At 72.4% G+C, this 21,073-nt stretch carries 19 protein-coding genes and 1 pseudogene; 13 read left to right on the plus strand and 7 right to left on the minus strand.

What is annotated here, in order from left to right:
- The first annotated feature begins 273 nt into the window (after window positions 1–273).
- Complete coding sequence (locus ACFC8N_RS36515) at window positions 274–2,199, plus strand: glycoside hydrolase family 97 catalytic domain-containing protein (RefSeq protein WP_376293268.1); 1,926 nt, start codon at window positions 274–276, stop codon at window positions 2,197–2,199.
- Between the two features lie 747 nt (window positions 2,200–2,946).
- On the plus strand, window positions 2,947–4,911 hold the full coding sequence (locus ACFC8N_RS36520) for a S9 family peptidase (protein ID WP_376293271.1): 1,965 nt from the start codon (window positions 2,947–2,949) through the stop codon (window positions 4,909–4,911).
- Between the two features lie 61 nt (window positions 4,912–4,972).
- Here ACFC8N_RS36520 and ACFC8N_RS36525 read toward each other — a convergent pair whose 3' ends face one another.
- Window positions 4,973–5,281, minus strand: coding sequence for a hypothetical protein (locus ACFC8N_RS36525; RefSeq protein ID WP_376293273.1), 309 nt, complete (start codon window positions 5,279–5,281; stop codon window positions 4,973–4,975).
- A 105-nt stretch (window positions 5,282–5,386) separates the two neighbouring features.
- On the opposite strand from ACFC8N_RS36525, the gene ACFC8N_RS36530 reads away from it, so the two are divergent.
- The 3 genes and pseudogenes from ACFC8N_RS36530 to ACFC8N_RS36540 all read left to right on the plus strand — a co-directional run bounded on the left by ACFC8N_RS36530 (window position 5,387) and on the right by ACFC8N_RS36540 (window position 7,362).
- Complete coding sequence (locus ACFC8N_RS36530) at window positions 5,387–5,755, plus strand: hypothetical protein (RefSeq protein WP_376293274.1); 369 nt, start codon at window positions 5,387–5,389, stop codon at window positions 5,753–5,755.
- Window positions 5,756–6,229: 474 nt separating this feature from the next.
- A pseudogene (locus ACFC8N_RS36535) lies at window positions 6,230–6,412 on the plus strand (peptidase S8); the annotation flags it as partial.
- Window positions 6,413–6,495: 83 nt separating this feature from the next.
- A complete protein-coding gene (locus ACFC8N_RS36540; protein ID WP_376293276.1) occupies window positions 6,496–7,362 on the plus strand; it encodes a universal stress protein in 867 nt (288 codons plus the stop codon).
- A 1-nt stretch (window position 7,363) separates the two neighbouring features.
- On the opposite strand, the gene ACFC8N_RS36545 is transcribed toward ACFC8N_RS36540, so the two are convergent.
- The 3 genes from ACFC8N_RS36545 to ACFC8N_RS36555 all read right to left on the minus strand — a co-directional run bounded on the left by ACFC8N_RS36545 (window position 7,364) and on the right by ACFC8N_RS36555 (window position 10,122).
- Entirely contained in the window at window positions 7,364–8,599 is a 1,236-nt protein-coding gene (locus tag ACFC8N_RS36545) for a DUF4032 domain-containing protein (protein WP_356036502.1), read from the minus strand.
- A 61-nt stretch (window positions 8,600–8,660) separates the two neighbouring features.
- Window positions 8,661–9,407, minus strand: coding sequence for an MBL fold metallo-hydrolase (locus ACFC8N_RS36550; RefSeq protein WP_376293278.1), 747 nt, complete (start codon window positions 9,405–9,407; stop codon window positions 8,661–8,663).
- A gap of 85 nt (window positions 9,408–9,492) precedes the next feature.
- Window positions 9,493–10,122 (minus strand): alpha-ketoglutarate-dependent dioxygenase AlkB, encoded by a 630-nt coding sequence (locus ACFC8N_RS36555; RefSeq protein WP_356036508.1) that lies wholly within the window; start codon window positions 10,120–10,122, stop codon window positions 9,493–9,495.
- 120 nt (window positions 10,123–10,242) lie between these two features.
- Here ACFC8N_RS36555 and ACFC8N_RS36560 point away from each other — a divergent pair, with 120 nt between their 5' ends.
- Together ACFC8N_RS36560 and ACFC8N_RS36565 are read left to right on the plus strand one after the other, a co-directional pair.
- The gene (locus ACFC8N_RS36560; protein ID WP_376293281.1) at window positions 10,243–10,887 is read left to right on the plus strand and encodes a TetR/AcrR family transcriptional regulator; all 645 of its coding nucleotides are present in this window, start codon (window positions 10,243–10,245) and stop codon (window positions 10,885–10,887) included.
- 35 nt (window positions 10,888–10,922) lie between these two features.
- Window positions 10,923–12,596, plus strand: a complete 1,674-nt coding sequence (locus ACFC8N_RS36565; RefSeq protein WP_356036514.1) for an FAD-binding dehydrogenase — start codon at window positions 10,923–10,925, stop codon at window positions 12,594–12,596.
- Window positions 12,597–12,622: 26 nt separating this feature from the next.
- On the opposite strand, the gene ACFC8N_RS36570 is transcribed toward ACFC8N_RS36565, so the two are convergent.
- A complete protein-coding gene (locus ACFC8N_RS36570; protein ID WP_356036517.1) occupies window positions 12,623–12,973 on the minus strand; it encodes a DUF488 family protein in 351 nt (116 codons plus the stop codon).
- 166 nt (window positions 12,974–13,139) lie between these two features.
- On the opposite strand from ACFC8N_RS36570, the gene ACFC8N_RS36575 reads away from it, so the two are divergent.
- From ACFC8N_RS36575 to ACFC8N_RS36590, 4 genes are read left to right on the plus strand one after another with little or no spacing between them, the layout of a single operon-like run.
- Complete coding sequence (locus ACFC8N_RS36575) at window positions 13,140–14,567, plus strand: M1 family metallopeptidase (protein ID WP_362823429.1); 1,428 nt, start codon at window positions 13,140–13,142, stop codon at window positions 14,565–14,567.
- Window positions 14,568–14,609: 42 nt separating this feature from the next.
- On the plus strand, window positions 14,610–14,909 hold the full coding sequence (locus ACFC8N_RS36580; protein ID WP_376293285.1) for a hypothetical protein: 300 nt from the start codon (window positions 14,610–14,612) through the stop codon (window positions 14,907–14,909).
- 29 nt (window positions 14,910–14,938) lie between these two features.
- Window positions 14,939–15,643, plus strand: a complete 705-nt coding sequence (locus ACFC8N_RS36585; RefSeq protein WP_376293286.1) for a response regulator — start codon at window positions 14,939–14,941, stop codon at window positions 15,641–15,643.
- A 35-nt stretch (window positions 15,644–15,678) separates the two neighbouring features.
- On the plus strand, window positions 15,679–17,526 hold the full coding sequence (locus ACFC8N_RS36590) for an ATP-binding protein (protein WP_376293289.1): 1,848 nt from the start codon (window positions 15,679–15,681) through the stop codon (window positions 17,524–17,526).
- 33 nt (window positions 17,527–17,559) lie between these two features.
- Here ACFC8N_RS36590 and ACFC8N_RS36595 read toward each other — a convergent pair whose 3' ends face one another.
- Both ACFC8N_RS36595 and ACFC8N_RS36600 read right to left on the minus strand, forming a co-directional pair.
- Window positions 17,560–17,811, minus strand: a complete 252-nt coding sequence (locus ACFC8N_RS36595; protein ID WP_356036527.1) for a WhiB family transcriptional regulator — start codon at window positions 17,809–17,811, stop codon at window positions 17,560–17,562.
- Between the two features lie 295 nt (window positions 17,812–18,106).
- Window positions 18,107–18,991, minus strand: a complete 885-nt coding sequence (locus ACFC8N_RS36600; RefSeq protein ID WP_376293291.1) for a LysR family transcriptional regulator ArgP — start codon at window positions 18,989–18,991, stop codon at window positions 18,107–18,109.
- A 66-nt stretch (window positions 18,992–19,057) separates the two neighbouring features.
- Here ACFC8N_RS36600 and ACFC8N_RS36605 point away from each other — a divergent pair, with 66 nt between their 5' ends.
- Together ACFC8N_RS36605 and ACFC8N_RS36610 are read left to right on the plus strand one after the other, a co-directional pair.
- Window positions 19,058–19,672, plus strand: coding sequence for a LysE/ArgO family amino acid transporter (locus tag ACFC8N_RS36605; protein ID WP_376293294.1), 615 nt, complete (start codon window positions 19,058–19,060; stop codon window positions 19,670–19,672).
- 83 nt (window positions 19,673–19,755) lie between these two features.
- Window positions 19,756–21,057 carry an MFS transporter gene (locus tag ACFC8N_RS36610; RefSeq protein WP_376293296.1) on the plus strand — a complete coding sequence of 434 codons (1,302 nt, stop codon included), beginning with the start codon at window positions 19,756–19,758 and terminating at the stop codon, window positions 21,055–21,057.
- Window positions 21,058–21,073: the final 16 nt, after the last annotated feature.

The raw sequence follows: 21,073 nt of genomic DNA on the forward strand, positions 1-21,073 counted from the left end.
CGCGGGGACCAATGAGAGTCGTGGCACGTTCGTGGCGTCAAGGATCGCGTTCGAGTTTGTTGAATTCGTGGCCGGCTCTGGGGGCATCTAATGGGGCTCGCAGGGGTCGCAAGTCGCCAAGAACGTCCGGGATTTCGGACATGTAAGGGGGCGGATGCGAGGGGTTGACCTTTGGGTCTCGGGAGGCGTAGAAACCTGGCGACGGTCAGAATCTGTTACTTGTTGGTTGAGATTGTTGGAAACCTGTCCCAGCGAGGTGGGTCGACTGTGAACATGCCAGGGCGTCAGGGACCTTCCCGCCGCAGGGTGCTCAAGGGCGCGGCTGTCACCGCCGCAACGGCCGCGCTGGGCATCGGCAGCGCGTATCCGGCCGAGGCCGCAGACGCCTCGGTCACCGCAACGTCGCTCGACGGCACCACCAGCATCACCATGTCGCTGGCGGGCGGCTCGCTCCAGTGGTCGGCCCGGCGTAACGGCGCGGCATTCGTGGCCAGTTCGGCCATGGGGCTGCGGCTGAGCGACGGAACCGCCCTCGGCACCGACGCTGTTCTGACGAACTATCAGCACTGGCACGTCGACACCACCTGGAACCCGTTGTACGGGCGCAACGCGACCGTCTCCGACGCCTACCAGGAGATGCGCTGGAACCTCCGGGACAACCGCACCTCCATCAACTTCGGTGTCCAGATCCGGGCCTACGCGACCGGCGTCGCGTTCCGTTACGTCCTGCTGGACTCGGGCACCGCCACCATCGCCGGTGAACTGACGACGTTCGTCTTCCCGGACGGCACACTCGTCTACAGCGCGCGGGACGAGGACGACTACAACCCGGTCGCGCCCGGCTCCATCCCGTCCACCGGAACCTCCTCCACGGACACCGGTCCCCTGACCGACCTCCCCCTCACCGCGACCTACAGCAGCGGGCTCATCGCCTGCGTCTGCGAGTCGGCCCGCACCGACTACCCCCGCACGATGCTCAGTTCGGTCTCCGGACAGCCCAACACCCTCGCGGCGTACCTGATGCGGCACACGGCCCGCGGCTCCGGAGCGGTCCAGACGACCTCCACCGTCACCACACCGTTCGCCACGTCCTGGCGCGCCGTGGTGATCGGCTCCACCCACGCCGAACTGGTCGACAACGCGGAGCTGGTGCTCAACCTGGCCCCGGCCGGTGCCCTCGCCGACACGTCGTGGATCAAGCCGGGCAAGGTCTTCCGGTGCAATCTGACCACCGCGGACGGGCTGGCGGGCGTCGACTTCGCCGTCGCCCGCGGCCTGCAGTACATCGAGTACGACTCGGGGTGGTACGGCCCCGAGCACACCTCGACCGACGCCACGCAGCCGATCCCCGCCATCGACATGCCCAAGGTCATCTCCTACGCCGCCGGCAAGGGAATCGGCGTCATCCTCTACGTCAACCCCATGGCCATGAGCAGCTCGGACAGCCTGTTCGCCCTGTACCGGAGCTGGGGCGTGGCGGGCGTCAAGCTGGGCTTCATCAACGACGGCACCCAGGTGATGACGAACCAGATCCTCGCCTGGGCCAGGACGGCGGCGACGCACAAGCTGCTGATCGACATGCACGACGACGTGCGGCCGTTCGGCTACGAGCGGACCTGCCCCAACTGGATCAGCATGGAGGGCGTGCGGGGCAACGAGCACTTCCCGACCGCCACCCACAACGTCACCCTGCCCTTCGCCCGCAACATCGGCGGCCCGATGGACTACACCATCTGCTACGGCCAGTCCCGCGACCGGACGACGAACGCTCACCAGATGGCGATGGCCGCCGTGTACTACCAGCCCCTGAACTTCCTGTACTGGTACGACGCCCCCTCGAAGTACTCCACCCCCTCCAACTGGCCCGGGCTGCCCTGGTTCGACGCCATCCCCACCGTCTGGGACCAGAGCCGGACCCTCGCCGGTTCGATCGGCGAGTACATCGCCGTCGCCCGGCGCAGCGGCACCACGTGGTACCTGGGGGCGATGACCAACGAGACCGCCCGGACCCTCTCGATCCCGCTGTCCTTCCTCGGTAGCGGCACCTACACCGCCACGATCTACGCCGACGGAACGCCGGGCAGCAGCCCGTACCAGACCCCCGTCGCAGTGAGCACACGGACCGTGACCTCGTCGACCACGCTGCGCGTCGCGATGGCCCCCGCGGGCGGCCAGGCAGTCGTCCTGAGCCAAGGATGAGCGGCCGTAACCTGGGATTTCGCCGGATCGGGGCTGGTCCGCAAGGGGTGCCCGCCCCCTTTACGCCCTACGGCACCCAGCTCGATGTCCTCGTCCACCGCAGCGGGCGACGTCGTGGCCCCTTTTGCGACAGTAGTACAGGTCCGTCTCGGCGAAGAACGGGCGACTGTCCATCGACCGCGCCAAGGTCAAGGCCGAGAGCGTCTCGACGGCAGTACTTGCTGACCTGCTCGCACGGCTGCTGATTTCGCCCGAGCGGGGGCACCCCCACCGAGGGCTCTCTGCGCCTTGCGATGCACGGCCCCAGACCACGGGGACTGCATCGGACGCCCATAGTGCAAGGACCCCTTAAAGGACAGAGCCAGGATGCCGGGGTCCTCCACGGTGTGGACGACAGATGCAGGACCGGAGGCGAGGGTGAACTCGCCCGGGGCTCGCAGTTGGGCGAGGGCCAGTCCGACGGTCTGAGCTGTCTCGGCACGAACAGGGGCCACACGGGCGAACGAACCCTCACCGTCCGGGTGCGGTCCACCTACGAGAACGGTGGCCGGCAGGTTGTCGTCGGCGATGCCGCGCGAGCGCACAAGGCGCGCTCGATACACCGAGGACTCCGGGGCGGTGTCGTGGAGGACCGCCAGGGGCTCGGAGGGTGAGGGTGGACAGGCGGGTGCCGAAACCCGACTGACACAGGCTCGCCAGTCCGACAAGATGTCCGTTTGTCGTACTGGCGAGTGAAAGGCAGTCCGCATGCCGCACCCTGCACCGCGACCGATTCCCGAGCCGACCGACCTGCTCACCGCGGAACTGGTGGTGGACATGGCCGCCCCCGTGGCGCCGGCCATCTCGCCGGACGGTCGCCTGGTCGCCTACGGCGTGGTCGCGAACAGCGGAACGGACGGACGTCCGCACAGCTCTGTCTGGGTCGCCGCCGCCGACGGCAGCGCAGCCCCGCGCAGGCTGACCGACGGCACGGCCCGCGACGCCACCCCGAAGTGGGCGCCGGACTCGGCATTTCTGTTCTTCACCTCCGACCGCGAGGAGCGGGACACCGGTCAACTCCAGCGGATCCTTCTGGACGGCAGCGAGGACACCGCCAAGGCTGAGTCCCTGGCCAGGTGGCGCGGGGGCATCTGCGACTACTACCCGCTCGCCGACGGCCGCACCGTCGCGCTGCTCACCGAGGACGAGCCCACCGTGGAGGACGAACGCCGGGAGGCCGAGGGCGACGACGCGAAGGTCTGGGGCCGGCACCTCCCGGTCACCCGGCTGCGCCTGCTTGACCTGGCGACCGGCGTGGTCCGCACCGTGGACGGCCTCGGAGACCGCCATGTCGTGGAGGTGACCCAGCGTCCGGACGGCGGCCCGCTGGCCGTGCTGAGCTGGGCCACCCCCGAGCTCGACCCCGGCGTCACGACGGCAAGGCTGCAACTGGTCGCCCCGGAGACGGGAGCCGTCCAGGACCTGGGCCCAGTCGGAGTCGAGGCCCAGTCCCCGGTCTGGTGGAATCACGACGATGCATGGCATCTGGCCCACCTGGCGGTGACACCTGGGCACTTGGTAGGCGCGCTCGCGGTGATCGACACGGTCCCGCCGGCGTCCGGCCCGACCGTCGAACAGCGCAATCTCACGGTCGGCGTGTCCGCCTGCCCCACTGAGCTGGTGCAGGTTGCTGACGGGCCGCCGCTGGCGCTGTTCGCCGACGGGCTGGATACCGCGCTGTACCGGCTCGATCCGCAGTCGCTACGCTTCCACCGATTGTCCTGCGCGCCCGGCACGCTCGCCGGGCTCACTGCGAGTCACTCGGGAGAGAGCCTCGCTGTGCTGATGAGCACCGCGCGCGAGCCCAAGAACGTCCACGCGGGGCCCACGGGCGGGCCACTGCTCCGGCTCAGCGACACCAGTCCCGAACTGCGCAGGATCCGCTGGGGTGTCCAGGAACGGCTCAGCTACCGGGCGTCCGACGGACTCCAGCTGGACGGCCTGCTGATCCTGCCTGCAGGCCGGACTCGGGACGAGGGTCCGTTCCCGCTCGTCACCATGGTCCACGGCGGCCCTTACTTCCGCCATGCCGACGAGTTCACACTCAATGCGGTCGACTGCGGCCAGTGGCTGGCGACCGCCGGATACGCGGTCTTCCTGCCCAATCCCCGGGGCGGGTCGGGCCACGGCCATGAATTCGCCGCCGTGGTGGCGGGCGCGGTGGGCGGCGACGAGTGGACCGACATCCTCACCGGGATCGACCTGCTGGTCGCCGAGGAAGTCGCCGATCCCGAACGCCTGGGCATTTCCGGCTGGAGCCACGGCGGTTTCATGGCGGCCTGGGCCATCGGCCAAACCGAGCGATTCAAGGCCGCCATGATGGGCGCCGGCATCAGCGACTGGGGCATGCAGGCCGGGACCGGCGAGTGGGGATTCATGGACGCGGCGCTCGGCGGCAGCACCGGCTGGAACGGGCCGGAACCGCACATCCACGACCGGAACAGCCCGATCTCCTACGTGTCCCGGATCCGCACCCCGATCCTGATCCTGCACGGCGAGCAGGACACCAACGTCCCACTCGGCCAGGCGGTCCACTTCCATCGCGCACTGCGCCACTTCGGCGCCGAGCACGAGTTCGTCGTCTACCCCCGAGAGGGCCACGGGCTTCATGAGCGCGTCCATCAACTCGATGCCCTCCGGCGTATCCGCGCCTGGTATGACCGCTGGCTGTAGGCCCTTACCAGGGTGGGCACTGGGGCGTGATCAATGAGTGGTGAAAGCAAAGTTCTTTGATTCAGATCATCGATGTGCGTAAGTGGAGGCCGGCGAGGTAGCTGCCCGGGGTCTTGCCGTAGCGGGTGGCGATGCCTGGCCATGCCTTGAGCTTGTTGATTACGTAGGAGGCGGTTTGGGCATGGCGTGCACCGTGGAGCGCCGTCCAACCGGCCGACCGCCGCCCCTGCCAGTCCGGATGGAACGGCGCTTCCGAGGACAGATGCATCAGGCGCCGTCGGAGCGCAGTGCGCGGGCATGTCGCAAGCTGCTGATAGGCGGCGTGCCACTCTTTCTGAATGAGGGCAAGGTCGTCAGGAATCGGTCTCACGACCGAATCCAATCATGTGTTCGAATTTCTTCGCACTCCAGAAAACCTGGTTCTCCACTGTGTCGTGTCGCAGTGGGCCGACCTACCGTCCGGCCCATGTCATGGATGACGCTGGTCAGTGCAGTCGTCGGGGCCCTGATCGCGACGGTTTCCACCGCCATTCCCGTCGACGCAGACGTCCACGTCGGCAGGCCCGTAGAGATCTGGGGCTGGGCCTGGGCACACGAGCCCGTGACGCGCGTCGACGTCAGCGTCGACGGCGGACAGAGATGGACGTCGGCCGAGGTGACATCCCGCACGGGGCACGCCTGGCAGCGCTTCACGCTCACCTGGACTCCCTCGTCGGTCGGCGAACACATCCTTGCCTGCCGCGCCACGACAAACACGGGCGCGACACAGCCCTCGACACCACGCCGTAACCGGACCCACCAGCGCGTCGTCTTCGTAACCCAGGAGAAGACGTCACCAGCATGATCGTCGGAAATTTGCCCGCCACGTTCACCAGCTTCGTGGGTCGGCGGGAGGAGGTTGCCGAGGTCCGCCGTCTGCTGGGGGCGGCGCGGTTGGTGACGCTGACCGGTGCGGGCGAAATGGGTAAGACGCGGCTGGCGCTGGAGGTGGCCGCGGCCTCGGCGAAGGCGTTCCCGGGCGGGGTGTGGCTGGTGGACCTGGCGTCGGTGCACGAGCCGTCGGCGGTGGCCGACGTGGCCGCGGGCACGCTGGCAGTGGCGGACGTGGGTACCCGGCCGCTGGGGGAGTTGCTCGCCGCGTACCTGTCCGGGCGGCGGGTGCTGCTGGTTCTGGACAACTGCGAGCATCTGGTGGGGTCTTGCGCGCAGCTGGCGCAGCAGCTGCTGTCGGCCGCCCCTGAGCTGGGGATCCTGGCGACCACCCGGGAGACGCTCGGTGTGACGGGCGAGCATGTCCTTGCGGTGGCGCCGCTGCCCCTCCGCCATCTGCCCCAACTGCAACATCACGCTCGCCGAAGCCAACTCCGCCTCGATGGACGACCTCGGCACGGCCGTGAACGAAGCCGTCAGCCCGGGCGCCACTGCCGTCTCCAACAGCTACGGCGGCTCGCAGTCCTCTTCCGACACGACGTACGACTCCGGCGCCCGAGCGCCACCGGGACGGCACCCGTGTTTCTGCGCCCGTGGCGCGGCCGCGAGATGATCGTCCCCGCGGACGCGCCGCGACGACGAGGAGGCCCACGCATGACACGCCCGATCACGGCAGGGGTGGACGGTTCCGAGGAGAGCCTGGCCGCACTGGACTGGGCCGCCCGCGAGGCGGTACGAAGGGGGCTGCCGCTGCGGGTGGTGCACGCGTGGCGCTACACCGAGCAGCTCGCCACGGCCGACCGGAGCGCCCAGCACGGGTGGGTGTCGGACGGCGTGACACGGGCCGTGCGGGGCGCCGCCGAACGGCATCGGGGTCTCGACCCGGCCGTCGACGTCGTCGAGGGCGACCCCGTGCACGCGCTGGCCCGGGCGGCGTCGGAGGCCGAGATGCTGGTGCTGGGCTCGCGGGGGCACGGCCCGGTCGTCGGGTTCCTGCTCGGCTCCGTCGGCCAGCAGGTGATCGCCGAGGCGAGCAGGCCGGTCGTGCTCGTGCGCGCCGGGGACGAGCCGGCCGCCGAGGCCGCCGGGCGGGACGTCGTGGTCGGGCAGCAGGGCGACGGCGACGACAGCGCGGCCGCGCTGCGGTTCGCGTTCGAGACGGCGGCGGCGCGCCGTGCGACCGTCCGGGCCGTGCGGGCGTGGACGCTGCCGCCGGTCTTCGCCTACAGCCCCGGCTCGCTCAAGCTGCTGGACGACGCCGGCGGCCTCGAACCGTACGAGAAGGAGGCCCTGAGCGAGGCGCTGAAGCCCTGGCGGGAGCGGTTCCCCGGGGTGCCGGTGGCCGAGCAGGTCGAGATGGGGAGCGCGGGCCAGGTGCTGCTGGAGGCGGCCGGCCGGGCCCAGCTGATGGTCGTCGGCCGGCGCGCGCAGCGTACGGCCGTGGGCGCCCGGATCGGGTCGGTCGCGCACGGGGTGCTGCACCACGCCGGGTGCCCGGTCGCCGTCGTCCCGCACGACTGAGCTACTCGGGGCCGGTGGGCCCCAGGGCCGCCCGCGCCCCGGGCAGGACGTTCTCGATGTAGTCCGCGACGGCCGTGCCGAGGCCGATGTCGTGCTGTGCGCGCTCCGACAGGTACCAGCGGTGTTCCAGGAGCTCGTGGTAGATCTGGGCCGGGTCCATCGAGCCGCGCAGGTCCGGCGGCACGGCCCGCACGGTCGGCCGGAACACGTCCCGCACCCAGCGGTGGGCGAGCACCTCGGGACGGGCGGCGAGGGGATCGCCGGGCGCGTAGTCGTCCTGGGTGGCCATCCAGCTCTCCAGGTCGCCCAGCAGCCGCCGCGCCTGGTTCTCCTCGGTGTCCAGGCCGGTCAGCCGCAGCAGCTGGCGCTGATGGTGGCCGGCGTCCACGACCTTCGGCACGAAGGCGACCGAGTCTCCGTTGGAGGAGTGCTCGATCTGCATCTCGGCCACGTCGAAGCCCAGTTCGTTCAGCCGGCGGATGCGGCGCTCGATGTAGTGGTACTTGCCCGCCGGGTACACCGAGGTGCGGGTCAGCTCCTGCCACAGCCCCTGGTACCGGGTGCAGATCTCGTGCCCGAACTCCACCGGGTCGACCGACGGGTGCAGCGCGCCGGACGCCTCCAGGTCCAGCAGCTCGCCGCTGATGTTCACCCGGGCCAGGTCGAGGTCGTACTCCCGCTGCCCGGGACTCAGGCGCGGGTGCAGGTCGCCCGTCTCGGCGTCGACGAGATAGGCGGCGTAGGCGCCCGCGTCGCGCCGGAAGAGGGTGTTGGACAGCGAGCAGTCGCCCCACGCGAACCCGGCCAGGTGCAGGCGGACCAGCAGCACGGCGAGGGCGTCCATCAGCCGGTGCATGGTCGCCGGACGCATGGTCGTCTCGAACATGGAGCGGTACGGCATCGAGCCGCGCAGATGCCGCGTGACCAGGACCGGCTCCAGCGGTTCGCCCGCGCCGTCGGTCCGGCCGGTGACCACCGCGAGCGGGTCGACGGCCGGGATGCCGAGCCGGTCGAGGTCGCGCAGCAGCTCGTACTCGCGCAGCGCGGGCCGCTCGGCCAGCTCCTTGACCGCGATCACCTCGTCACCGGCGTGCGCGTACCGCACCACGTGCCGGGAGATGCCCCGCGGGAGCGGCACGAGGTACTCCTCGGGCCACTCCGCCAGGGGCACGTCCCAGGGCAGGGCGAGCAGGAGCGCGGGGTGCTCCGGGTTCGTGGCGTTGATCTGCAAGGCCATGACACGAACCCTAAAGCCCCGCGCGGGAGTTCCGGAAAGCCCTTTCCCGACCTGAGGGGGCCTAGGAAGCCCGCTCCAGGGCCAGTTCGGCCGCCGCCCGCACCGAGCCCCGGTGGACCGGCCCGTGCCCCGGCAGCAGGATGTCGCCCTCCAGCTTGCCGATCGTCTTCAGGGAGGTGAGCGCCTGGGCGCGGTCGTGGTGGAAGAAGTCGGTCAGCAGCTGCGGGCCCTTGATCCGCGAGATCGCGTGCCCGCTGACCAGTGCGTCGCCGGAGATGACGATCCCCGCGTCGGGCAGGTGGTAGACGCAGTGGCCGTCGGTGTGGCCGGGGGTGTGCACCGGCACCGGACGGCCGGGCAGGTCCAGCTGGCCGTCGGCCGGGAACGGCTCGGGCGCGGTGACCGGGTGCTGTTCCATGCCGCCGACCCGGAGGGTGTGCACGGCCCAGGGCAGGACGCCCGGCCGCCAGATGTTGCGCACCACGTCGCCGACGGCGGCCTGCTGGAGGAACTCCCGGCGCGCGTGCCGGACTTCGACGGGATGCAGGACGACCGGGGTGCCGTGGGTGGCGCGCAGGTACTCCGCCGAGCCGAGATGGTCGTTGTGCGCGTGGGTGATCAGCACGGCGGCGACCGCCTCCGGCGAGCTGCCCACCGCGGCAAGGGACTCCAGGACCCCCTGCCGGTCCCCGGGATAGCCGGTGTCCACCAGGGTGACGGCGTCGCCGTCCTTGAGGATCACCCAGTTGACGTTGCTGCCGTGCACCAGATAGGTGCCGTCGGCGACTTGGTGTACTTCTGCCCGCATGGTCTCCCCGCCCGGGTGGCCGCTGATCGTCGCCGGACAGCCAACCAGATCGGGTGCCGTCGCGCACCGGCGGGTGCCGCGCACGTCACCGCACGCCGCGCGGCCGGAACTGGATGCTGATGCGCGCTCCGGCGGCCCGCGTACTCTTCGGCACGCAGTGCTCCCACGTCCGCTGGCAGGATCCGCCCATCACGATCAGGTCGCCGTGCCCGAGCGGGCGCCGCACGGTCGCGCCGCCCGTGCCGAGGGGCCGCAGCAGAAGATCCCGGGGCACGCCGACGGAGAGGATCGCGACCATCGTGTCCTCGCGGGCGCCCCGCCCGATCCGGTCCCCGTGCCAGGCCACGCTGTCCCGGCCGTCGCGGTAGAAGCACAGCCCGGCCGTCGTGAACGGCTCGCCCAGCTCCGCGGCGTAGTGCCGGGACAGGGTGTCGCGCGCCTCGTCCAGCACGGGGTGGGGGAGCGGCTCCCCGGCCGCGTAGAAGGCCAGCAGCCGCGGCACGTCCACCACGTGGTCGTACATGGTGCGGCGCTCCGCCCGCCACGGCACGTCCGCCACGAGCCGCTCGAACAGGGCGTCGGCCCCGCTCAGCCACCCCGGCAGCACATCGATCCAGGCTCCGGCGCCGAGCTCGGTCCGGCGCAGACCGCCGAGCGGGCCGAGGCGCAGCTCGTCGGTCTGGTCGAAAAGGGAGCCCTGGAGGTGCGTGGACATGGGTCCAGCGTACCTCGTAATCGAAAATGCGTTCCCTTTTTCTGGGGAGGGTGGCGGGTCGCCGTGGGTCTTTCGATACGTCGATGTATCGGATACATTCGCGTATCGAATGGAGGATCGATGCCGATGCCGATGCGGATGCCGTCGAGCGACACACCCAGGCGCGTCACCCGGCGCCGTGTCGCGACCCGGGCCCGGCTGCTCGACGCCGCCTTCACGGTGTTCGCCGCCAAGGGATTCGGCCGCGTCTCCATCGAGGAGATCTGCGAGGCCGCCGGGTACAGCCGCGGCGCCTTCTACTCGAACTTCGCCACCCTGGACGAGCTGTTCTTCGCGCTCTACCAGGACCGCGCCGACCTCATCGCGGCCCAGGTCGCCGAGGCCCTGGCCCAGGACGGGCCCGGCCTCGACGTGCCGGCCGCCGTGGACCGGGTCACCGAGGTGCTGCTGCTCGACGTGGACTGGCTGCTGGTCAAGACCGACTTCCTGGTGCACGCCGCCCGCGACCCGGAGGTCGCCCGGGCCCTCCTCGACCACCGCGCACGCCTGCGGGAGGCCGTCGCCGACCGGCTGTTCCGGGCCCGCGGCCACACCGAACTGCCCGCCGTGCTCGGCGACGTGGACAGCGCCGCGCACGCCGTGGTCGCCGCGTACGACGGGGTCACCACCCAACTGCTGCTGGACAAGGACGTCGAGGCCGCGCGGGCCTGGCTGAAGCAGCTGCTCACCGCGCTGCTGACCGACGGCAGCCGCACCCCCGTCTGAGCACCGTCAGCACCGTCAGGAAGGACACAGTCGCCATGGACGCGGACGTCATCGTCGTCGGAGCGGGCCTCGCCGGGCTCGTCGCGGCGCACGAACTCACCAGCCGGGGCCGCAGGGTGGCCCTGGTCGACCAGGAGAACGCCGCCAACCTCGGCGGCCAGGCGTTCTGGTCCTTCGGCGGGCTCTTCCTCGTCGACTCCCCGGAGCAGCGCCGCCTCGGCATCAAGGACTCCTTCGACCTCGCCTGGAACGACTGGCAGGGCAGCGCGCAGTTCGACCGGCTCGACGACGAGGACTCCTGGGCGGTGCGCTGGGCGCGCGCCTACGTCGAGTTCGCCGCCGGCGAGAAGCGCTCCTGGCTCCAGGGCCACGGCATCGAACTGCTGCCGACCGTCGGCTGGGCCGAACGCGGCGACCTCCGGGCGAACGGGCACGGCAACTCCGTGCCCCGCTTCCACATCGCCTGGGGCACCGGCACCGGCGTGGTCGAGCCGTTCGTGACGTACGCCCGCCGGGCCGCCCGGGACGGGCTGCTGACCTTCTACCATCGCCACCAGGTGGACGAGCTGGTCATCGAGGACGGCACGGCCCGCGGGGTGCGCGGCACGGTGCTCGCCGAGGACCGCTCGCCGCGCGGGGTGGCCTCCAGCCGCGACCGCGCCGGAGACTTCGAACTCACCGCCCAGGCGGTCGTCGTCACCACCGGCGGCATCGGCGCGAACCACGACATCGTCCGCCGCTACTGGCCCGAGCGGCTGGGCACGCCCCCCACCGAGATGGTCACCGGCGTCCCCGCCTACGTCGACGGCCGGATGCTCGACATCAGCGCCGGCGCGGGCGTCCGCCTGGTCAACCGCGACCGCATGTGGCACTACACCGAGGGCCTGCAGAACTGGGACCCGATCTGGCCCGGCCACGGCATCCGGATCCTGCCCGGCCCGTCCTCCATCTGGCTGGACGCCCTCGGCCGCCGCCTCCCCGACCCCTGCCTGCCGGGCTACGACACCCTGGGCACCCTCAAGTACCTGCGCACCACCGAGGACATCGCCGGGTACGACCACTCCTGGTTCATCCTCACCCGGAAGATCGTCGAGAAGGAGTTCGCGCTCTCCGGCTCCGAGCAGAACCCGGACATCACCGCCAAGGACCGGGGCGCCGTGCTGAAGGACCGGCTGCTCGGCAAGGGCGCGCCCGGACCGGTGCAGGCCTTCGTCGACCAGGGCGCGGACTTCGTGACCGCCGGCAACCTGGAGCAGCTGGTCGGCAGGATGAACGCCCTCACCGACAAACCGCTGCTGGACGCCGCCGAGGTGCGCCGCCAGATCGAGGCCCGCGACCTTCAGATCGCCAACCCCTACAGCAAGGACTCCCAGGTCCAGGGCATCCGCAACGCCCGCCGCTACATCGGCGACCGCCTCGGCCGGGTCGCCGCCCCGCACCGCATCCTCGACCCGGCCGCCGGGCCCCTCATCGGCGTGCGGATGCACGTGCTGACCCGCAAGACCCTCGGCGGCATCCAGACCGACCTCGACTCCCGTGCCCTGGCCGCCGACGGCACCCCGATCGAGGGGCTGTACGCGGCGGGCGAGGTGGCCGGCTTCGGCGGCGGCGGGGTGCACGGCTACAACGCGCTGGAGGGCACGTTCCTCGGCGGCTGCCTGTTCTCCGGCCGTGCGGCGGGCCGGCACGCGGCCCGGCAGACGGGCTGAGGGGTACGCGAAGGGGCCCGGAGGGGTCAGTGCTTCAGCAGGTCCAACAGCACCTGGGCCTGGCTGTGCGCGGGCTCCTTCGACGCCGTCAGCAGCGTCACCGGGCCCTTGTGGACCGCCTTCCTGAGGCCGTCGAGCAGCTCGGCGGCCTCAGGAGCCCTGAGCTCCTCCTCGTAGCGCTGGCGGAACTCCTCGAACCCGCCCCCGCCGCCGTGGAACCACTTGCGCAGTTCGGTCGACGGTGTGAGCCCCTTCGGCCACTCGTCGACGTGCGCCTCCTCCTTGGAGACGCCGCGCGGCCACAGCCGGTCCACCAGCACCCGCAGGCCGTCGTCGGGGTGGGGCTCTTCGTAGATCCGGCGCGCACGCACGCTCACTTCGGTCCCCTCTCGGGTCGCGGACGGTGCCGCGAGCCTAACCGCGGCCGAGCGCGGCCACCCGGTGCGACGCGGCGTAACGTGACCTGAAGGAGCGCTTCACGCGGACCGGACCGTGCCTACGCTGACGGCCAGACGATCACCGGCCGCTCCCCGAGGAGACCATGTGACGCCATCCCTCAGACCGCCCGTCCGGCGCGGCACCACCGTCCCGCGCCGGCGGGCGGCCCTCGCCGCCGTCCCCGTCGCCCTCGCGGCCCTCGTCGGCGCGGCCGCGCCCTCGGCGCCGGGCACGGCCGGCGCGCCCGGCGCGGGCGACCCCTACTTCCCGCTCAGCGGCAACGGCGGCTACCACGTACAGCACTACGACCTGACGCTGCGTTACGACACCACGCGCCGGCACCTCGACGGCACGGCCGTCCTCACCGCCCGCACCACCCAGCGGCTGAGCCGCTTCGACCTCGACCTGACGGGCCTGACCGTCACCGGCGTCACCGTCGACCGCACTCCGGCGGCCTTCCGGCGCGCCGGCCAGGAACTGGTCGTCACCCCGCGCCGCACCCTGCCCGCCGGGCGCGCGTTCCGGATCGCCGTCACCTACCAGGGCACCCCGACGCCGGTCACCGACCCGGACGGCGCCCAGGACGGCTGGATCCCCACCGACGACGGCGCGTTCGTGGCGGGCGAGCCGCAGGGCGCGATGACCTGGTTCCCGGCCGACGGGCACCCGAACGACAAGGCGTCGTACGACATCACGATCACGGTCCCGCAGGGCCGCACCGCGGTCGCCAACGGCGCACTGGTCGCGCAGCACACCGCACAGGGGCGGACCACGTTCCACTGGCGCGAGGACCGCCCGATGGCGGCCTACCTGGCCACCGCGACCATCGGCACCTTCCAGGTCCAGCGCTACACCACCCGCGACGGCATCGAGGTCTACAACGCCGTGGACCCGAGGGAGGCGAGCGCCGCCGCTCCGGTGCTCAAGCAGCTGCCGTCCGTCCTCGCCTGGGAGAGCACGCTGTTCGGGCCGTATCCCTTCCGGTCCGCCGGGGCGATCGTCGACCACGCCCCGGGCATCGGCTACGCGCTGGAGACCCAGACCCGGCCGCTGTACGACTCCGCGCCCGACCTGACCACCCTGGTCCACGAGAGCGCCCACCAGTGGTTCGGCGACTCCGTGTCGCTGGCCGCCTGGAAGGACATCTGGCTCAACGAGGGCTTCGCGACGTACGCCGAGTGGCTCTACACCGAGCAGCACGGCGGCGACAGCGCCCAGAAGGCCTTCGACGCCCTCTACGCCACCCCGGCCGGCGACGCGCTGTGGGCGTATCCGCCCGGCGACCCGGGCAGCGCCAAGAACATCTTCGGCCAGCCCGTGTACGCCCGCGGCGCCATGGTCCTGCACGAGTTGCGCAAGGCGGTCGGCGACCGGGACTTCTTCCGGATCCTGCGCGCCTGGGCGGCACAGCACCGCGACGGGCACGGGACGACCGCACAGTTCACGCGGCTCGCCGAGCGGGCGTCCGGGAAGCGGCTCGACGGGGTGTTCCACACCTGGCTGTTCGCGGGGGGAAAGCCGAACCGCGCCTGAATCCTCACCAGTTTCAAACAAGTGTCGGCCAAGGTCGGCACCATGATCCATCGCAGAACCGCCGTCGCGCTCCTCGCCTCCCCGCTGCTGCTCACCGGCTGCGGCGGCGGAGCCGAGGCGACCGGGCGCCGGGCGCCGGCCGCCCGTCCGGCGCCCACCGGCACCCCCACCCCCCACCTCCAGGCCGGACAGGCACCGCAGGGCATACCCGGCGAACGCGCCGACACGGACACCGGCCGGCAGCCGGGCGCCACTTGGCCCGCGTACAACGCCCTGCGCACCCTCGACCCGGCCCGGCATCCGGTCGCCGTCAAGGGGTACGCCGACCGGCCGGCCGCCTGAGCCGCCCGCGACGCCTAGGATCCGAACTCGTGTGCGCACATGTGCTGGTCGCCGAGGACGACGAGAAACAGGCCGAGCTGATCCGCCGCTCGCTGCTGGCCGAGGGTCACACCGCCACGGTGGTGCACGACGGCGGCGCCGCACTGGACGCCGCCCGGCGCCTGCGGCCCGACCTCGTCGTCCTCGACCTGATGCTCCCCGTCGTCGACGGCTTCGACGTGTGCCGGGTGCTGCGCGGCGGCACGGACCCGGAGATCCCGGTGGTCATGCTCACCGCCCGCGCCGCCGAGGACGACGTGCTGCTCGGCCTCGAACTGGGCGCCGACGACTACCTGACCAAGCCGTACAGCCCGCGCGAGCTGATGGCCCGTATCCGTACGGTGCTCCGGCGCAGCGGCCGGGGCGACGGCACCCGCGGCGGCGACCTCGTCGTCCGGGCCGCCGGGCTCACCATCGACTCAGAACGGCACGAGGTGCGCTGCGACGGCGCACCGGTGGAGTGCACGCCCGCCGAGTTCCAGATCCTGCTGGCCATGGCGGGCGAGCCGGACCGCGTCTTCACCCGGCGCCAACTGCTGCACTTCACCCGCGGCTTCGACCGGGCCTCCACCGAGCGCGCCGTGGACGTGCACATCATGAACCTCCGCCGCAAGATCGAACCCGACCCCCGCCGCCCCGTCCGCCTGCTGACCGTCTTCGGCGTCGGCTACAAGCTGACCGGCACCCGGCCGTGAGGCGCGGGCGGCCGCGAGCGGGGCAGGAGGCGCGCGTGCGGCGGCGGATCCCGGTGCGCAAACGGCTGCTCGTCCGGCTGCTCTCCGTCTCCGCCCTGATCGCGGTCTGTTCGGTGGCCGCCACCGCATGGCTCGCGGTCACGACGACGACCAGCGCGCTCAAGGAGGAGCAGGGGCAGGATCTCGCGGCCGACAACAGCATCCTGGCCGAACTCAGCGGGTACGCCGCGACCCACGCCGGCTGGTCCGGTGCCCGGCGCACCGTCCAGGACCTGGCTGCCAGGACCGGGCGCCGGATCGCGCTCACCACCGCCGACCGCACCGTGCTCGCCGACTCCGCGCCCCGCGGCACCCCGCTGCCACCCCGGCCCGCCGCCACCGTCGACCCGCTGCGCACCGACACCTACAGCGAGACCGGCGCCCAGCTCAGCGGCATCGACCCGCGGGTGGTGGGCCCGTACCGGCTCCCGGCCGCGGAGCGGGCGGAGCTGGACGCGCTGGCCGCCGCCCGCAAGCGGTGCTACGCGCGCCACGGCCTGCAGTCCGGCATCGTCCACATGGCGAGCGGGCGGCCCGTCGTCACCACCGCGGACGGCACCGACCCCGCGGCCTACGGCGCCACCGACTGCGAGGACGGCAGGCTGAGCACGCCCACGCCGACCGAGAGCAGGGCCCTGAACGCGCTCACGGATCTGGCCCGCCCCTGCCTGAGAAAGGCCGGCCTCGACATCGTCGGCCCGCTGTTCCCCCTCTACGACCCCGGCGCCAAGGACCCCTTCTCCGGCGGCCGCCTGATCGCCAAGTACGTCGCCAGGGACACCAAGGCGAGCCGGGCGGCCACGGAACGCGCGGCCCAGACGTGCGTCCTGACCGGCCGGCGCGCCCAACTGGAGCCCTACGTCGCCCCGGTGGCCGAGCTGTTCCTCGGCATCGGCGACCAGAGCCCGAGCCGCTTCGACATGTCGACGGCCAACAAGGCCAAGGTGATCGGCGCGGCCGGACTGGTCCTCGCCGTCACCGTCGCCGTGACCGCCGTCGTCGCGATCCGGCTGGTACGGCCCCTGCGCGCGCTGACCGAGGCCGCGGGGGCGCCGCCCGAGCTGCACATACGGGTCCCGGTGACCACGCGGGACGAGACGGGCATCCTCGCCGAGGCCTTCAACGACCTGACCGAGCGGCGCGAACGCCTGGAGGCCCAGCGCAAGGCGATGGTCAGCGACATCGCGCACGAACTGCGCAGCCCGCTGACCAACATCCGCGGCTGGCTGGAGGTCGTCCGGGACGGCGTCGTCGAGGCCGAACCGGCCCTCCTGGACTCGCTGCACGAGGAGGCGCTCGTCCTCCAGCGGATCATCGACGACCTCCAGGACCTCGCCGCCGCCGACGCCGGCACCCTGCGGCTGCACCGTGAACCGCTGCGCGCCGCCGACCTGCTGGACCAGGTGGCCGCCGCGCACCGCGTGGCCGCCGACGCCGCCGGGGTCGCCCTGCGCACCACCGCCGACCCCGCCGCCTGGCTGGACGCCGACCCGGTGCGGATGCGGCAGGCCCTCGGCAACCTGGTCTCCAACGCGCTGCGGCACACCCCGGCCGACGGCACGGTCACCCTGGCCGCCCGCCGGGAGGGCACCGACGTCGTGCTCCGTGTCGGCGACACCGGGACGGGCATCGCGGCCGAGGATCTGCCCCATGTCTTCGAGCGGTTCTGGCGCGCGGAGAAGTCCCGCAGCCGGCGCACCGGCGGCAGCGGCCTGGGCCTGCCCATCGTGCGCCATCTGGTCGCCGCGCACGGCGGCACCGCCGAGGCCGCCAGTGCCCCCGGCGAGGGCGCCGTCCTCACACTGCGGCTGCCCGGCATCGAGGCCCCGGCCGACGGAGCCTGACGGCACGGGCGGCGAACGGCGAGGCGGCGCCGGTCAGCGCGAGCGCGGCCGGGAGCGGGCGCGGTGGCGCAGCGCCCGGCGTTCCGTCTCGCTCGTCCCGCCCCACACGCCGGTGCCCTGTCCCGTCGCCAACGCCCAGGCCAGGCACGGTTCGCGGGCCGGACAGAGCCCGCACACCTCCTTGGCCCGCTCGGTCTGCACCAGTGCGGGTCCGGTGGTGCCGACGGGGAAGAACAGGTCGGGGTCCACATGACGGCAGGCGGCGTGGTCGCGCCAGTTGTCCATCGGGGTCTCCTGGATGCGTCTCCTGGACTGGATCGGAACCGTTCTCGGGATGCGAGTGACCGGTCGGCGCGGCGGGAAACCGGGGAGAGGGCGAGCCGCTCGCGCAGGGCGGGCCGGGAACGGGGCGGAGGGCCGCGAGGGCCGGGGGCGGCCGTGTCCGACCGGGCAGCGGGGGGCGCGGAGTTGGGGGCGACGACCGGACGAACCGGCGTCCGCCGCGCGACCGTCCCCCACCGTACTCCGCCATCCGGCGCCCGGCACCCGTCCCGCGACGGACCGGGCGGCGGGGCCGGGGTCAGCCGCGCAGCGTCTCGGCCGCGGTCTGCGCCACCGCGTCGGCCAGCGCGGCCAGCGCGGGGGAGTCGAGCTTCCACTGCTGCCAGTACAGCGTGCGGTCCACCCACTGCGCGGGGGCGAGCAGGCGCAGCCGGCCCTCGGCCAGCAGCGGGCCGGCCTGGGCCTCGGGGACCAGGCCCCAGCCGAGACCCGCGGCAACGGCGTCCGCGAACCCCTCGGAGGTGGGCACGTAGTGGCGCAGCGGGCTCGCGGCCCCGCGGCCCAGCCGGCGGACGAAGTCGTCCTGGAAGCCGTCCTTGCGGTCGAAGACCACGACCGGGGCCGCGGGCAGCAGCTCGGGCAGCGGACCGGTCAGATGACGCTCGGCGAACTCCCGCGCGGCGACCGGGAGATAGCGCATCCGGCCGAGCGGGCGGACCGTGCAGCCCGGCACGGGTGCGGGCAGGGTGGTCACCGCCGCCATCACCAGTCCCTCGCGCAGCAGCGCCGCCGTGTGGTCCTCGTCCTCCCGGTGCAGCTCGAAGCAGAGTCCCGCCACCCGGGTCAGCGCCGGCAGGAACCAGGTCGCCAGCGAGTCGGCGTTCACCGCGACCGACACCCGGGTCGGCTCCCCGGCACCGCTCAGCCCCAGCTCGCCCCACGCGTCCCGCTCCAGCCGCGCGAGCTGCCGGGCGAAGCGCACTAGCACCGCCCCGGACTCGGTGGGGCGCACCGGCTTGGTGCGCTGGAGCAGCACCCGGCCGGTGCGCTGCTCCAGCGCCTTGACCCGCTGGCTGACCGCCGACGGCGTCACGTGCAGGGCCGCCGCGGCGGCGTCGAAGGTGCCCTCGTCCACCACGGCGAGCAGTGTCCGCACCTGCTCCAGGGGAAGATCAGCCATCACAGCAGCTAATGATACGTAAGAATCCTTAGCTGTACTTAGTCGGAGTCGTTTCCTAGCCTCGACGGCATGCACCACGCCCTGACCGCCGCGGCCGCCGGATTCGGCAGCGGACTCTCCCTGATCGTCGCCATCGGCGCCCAGAACGCCTTCGTCCTGCGCCAGGGGGTGCGCCGCGACGCCGTGCTCGCCGTGGTCGGCATCTGCGCGCTGTCCGACGCCGCGCTGATCGCGCTCGGCGTCGGCGGGGTCGGGGCGGTCGTGGTGGCCTGGCCGGGCGCCGTCCGCGCCGTCGGCCTCGTCGGCGGCGCCTTCCTGCTCTGCTACGGCGCCCTCGCCGCCCGCCGGGTGCTGCGGCCCGGCCCCGGCCTGCGCACGGAGGGCGAGGCGGCCGGCTCGCGGCGCCGGGCGGTGCTCACCTGCCTCGCCATGACCTGGCTCAACCCGCACGTCTATCTGGACACGGTGTTCCTGCTCGGCTCCCTCGCCGCCGACCGGGGCGCGCTGCGCTGGACCTTCGGGCTCGGTGCCGCGCTCGCCAGCCTGTGCTGGTTCACCGCACTCGGCTTCGGTGCCCGGCTGCTCGGCCGCTTCCTGGCCCGGCCCGCCGCCTGGCGGGTGCTGGACGGCCTGGTCGCCGTCACGATGCTGGCCCTCGGCGTCACGCTCATGGCCGGATCCTGAGACAACCGGTTCGGCGTACACGGGAGTTGCTGAGATAGTCAGGCTCCCGAACGGAAAAGATGTAGCGAGCAATCAGGACGGCTGTGGACACGAGCGAGAGCAGTACCACCGAACCGGGACCGATACGGGAGGAGGCGAAGGCGCCGCCGCGGCGCGGCTGGCGGCGCTGGGCGATGGACACCCGCCCCCTGCGGATCCCCGCCTACCGGCGCCTGTGGACGTCGACCGTCGTCACCGCCGTCGGCAGCCAGCTCACCGCCGTCGCCGTACCGAAGCAGATCTACGACATCACCCACTCCTCGGCCTGGGTGGGCTACGCGAGCCTCGCCGGGCTCGTGCCCATGGTGGTGTTCGCACTGTGGGGCGGGGCCGTCGCCGACACCGTGGACCGGCGCAGACTGCTGCTGGTCACCAACAGCGGCATCGCGGTGACCTCGCTGCTGTTCTGGGCGCAGGCCATCGCCGGCCTGGACTCGGTCGTCGTCCTCATGCTCCTGCTCGCCCTCCAGCAGGCCTTCTTCGGCCTCAACTCGCCGGCCCGCAACGCCTCCGTCGCCCGGCTCGTGCCCGTGGAGGAGCTGCCCGCCGCGAACGCCCTCAGCTCCACGGTGATGCAGACCGGCCTGGTGGCGGGCCCGCTGCTCGCCGGTGTGCTCATCCCGGTCATCGGGCTGCCCGAGCTGTACCTCATCGACGCCCTCGCGCTGTGCGTCACCGTGTGGGCCGTCTTCCGGCTCCCCGCGCTGCCGCCGCTCGGCGACGCCCCCGCCCGCCGGGCCGGGATACGGCAGATCGCCGACGGCTTCGCCTACATCTCCCGGCACAAGGTGCTGCTGCTGTCCTTCCTCGCCGACATCGTCGCGATGGTGTTCGGCATGCCCCGCGCCCTGTTCCCGCAACTGGCAGCGCAGACCTACCAGTCCTACGGCGAAGGGCTCGCACTCGGTGTGCTGTTCGCCGGCATCCCGGTCGGCGCGGTGCTCGGCGGCCTGTTCTCCGGGGTGTTCTCGCGGGCCCGGCGGCACGGCTGGATGGTGATCGGGGCGGTCGTCGGCTGGGGCGTGGCCGTCGCCGCGTCCGGGCTGAGCGGCAACCTGTGGATCGCCATGGCCTTCCTCGCCCTGGCCGGGGTCGCCGACATGGTCTCGATGGTGTTCCGGGGCGCGATCCTGCTGTCCGCCGCGACCGACGAGATGCGCGGCCGGATGCAGGGCGTGTTCACGGTCGTCGTCGCGGGCGGCCCCCGCCTGGCCGACGTGCTCCACGGCACCGCCGGCTCGGTCTTCGGCCCCCGGGCGGCCGTGGCGGGCGGCGGCGCCCTGGTCGTCGTGGTGATGCTGAGCCTGGCGGCCGCGGTCCCGGCGCTGCGGCGCTACCGGATCTGAAGGAGCGGGCGGGCCG

Origin of the sequence: Streptomyces sp. NPDC055966 (assembly GCF_042269865.1) — a bacterium.
In the GTDB taxonomy this organism is placed as follows: Bacteria; Actinomycetota; Actinomycetes; order Streptomycetales; family Streptomycetaceae; genus Streptomyces.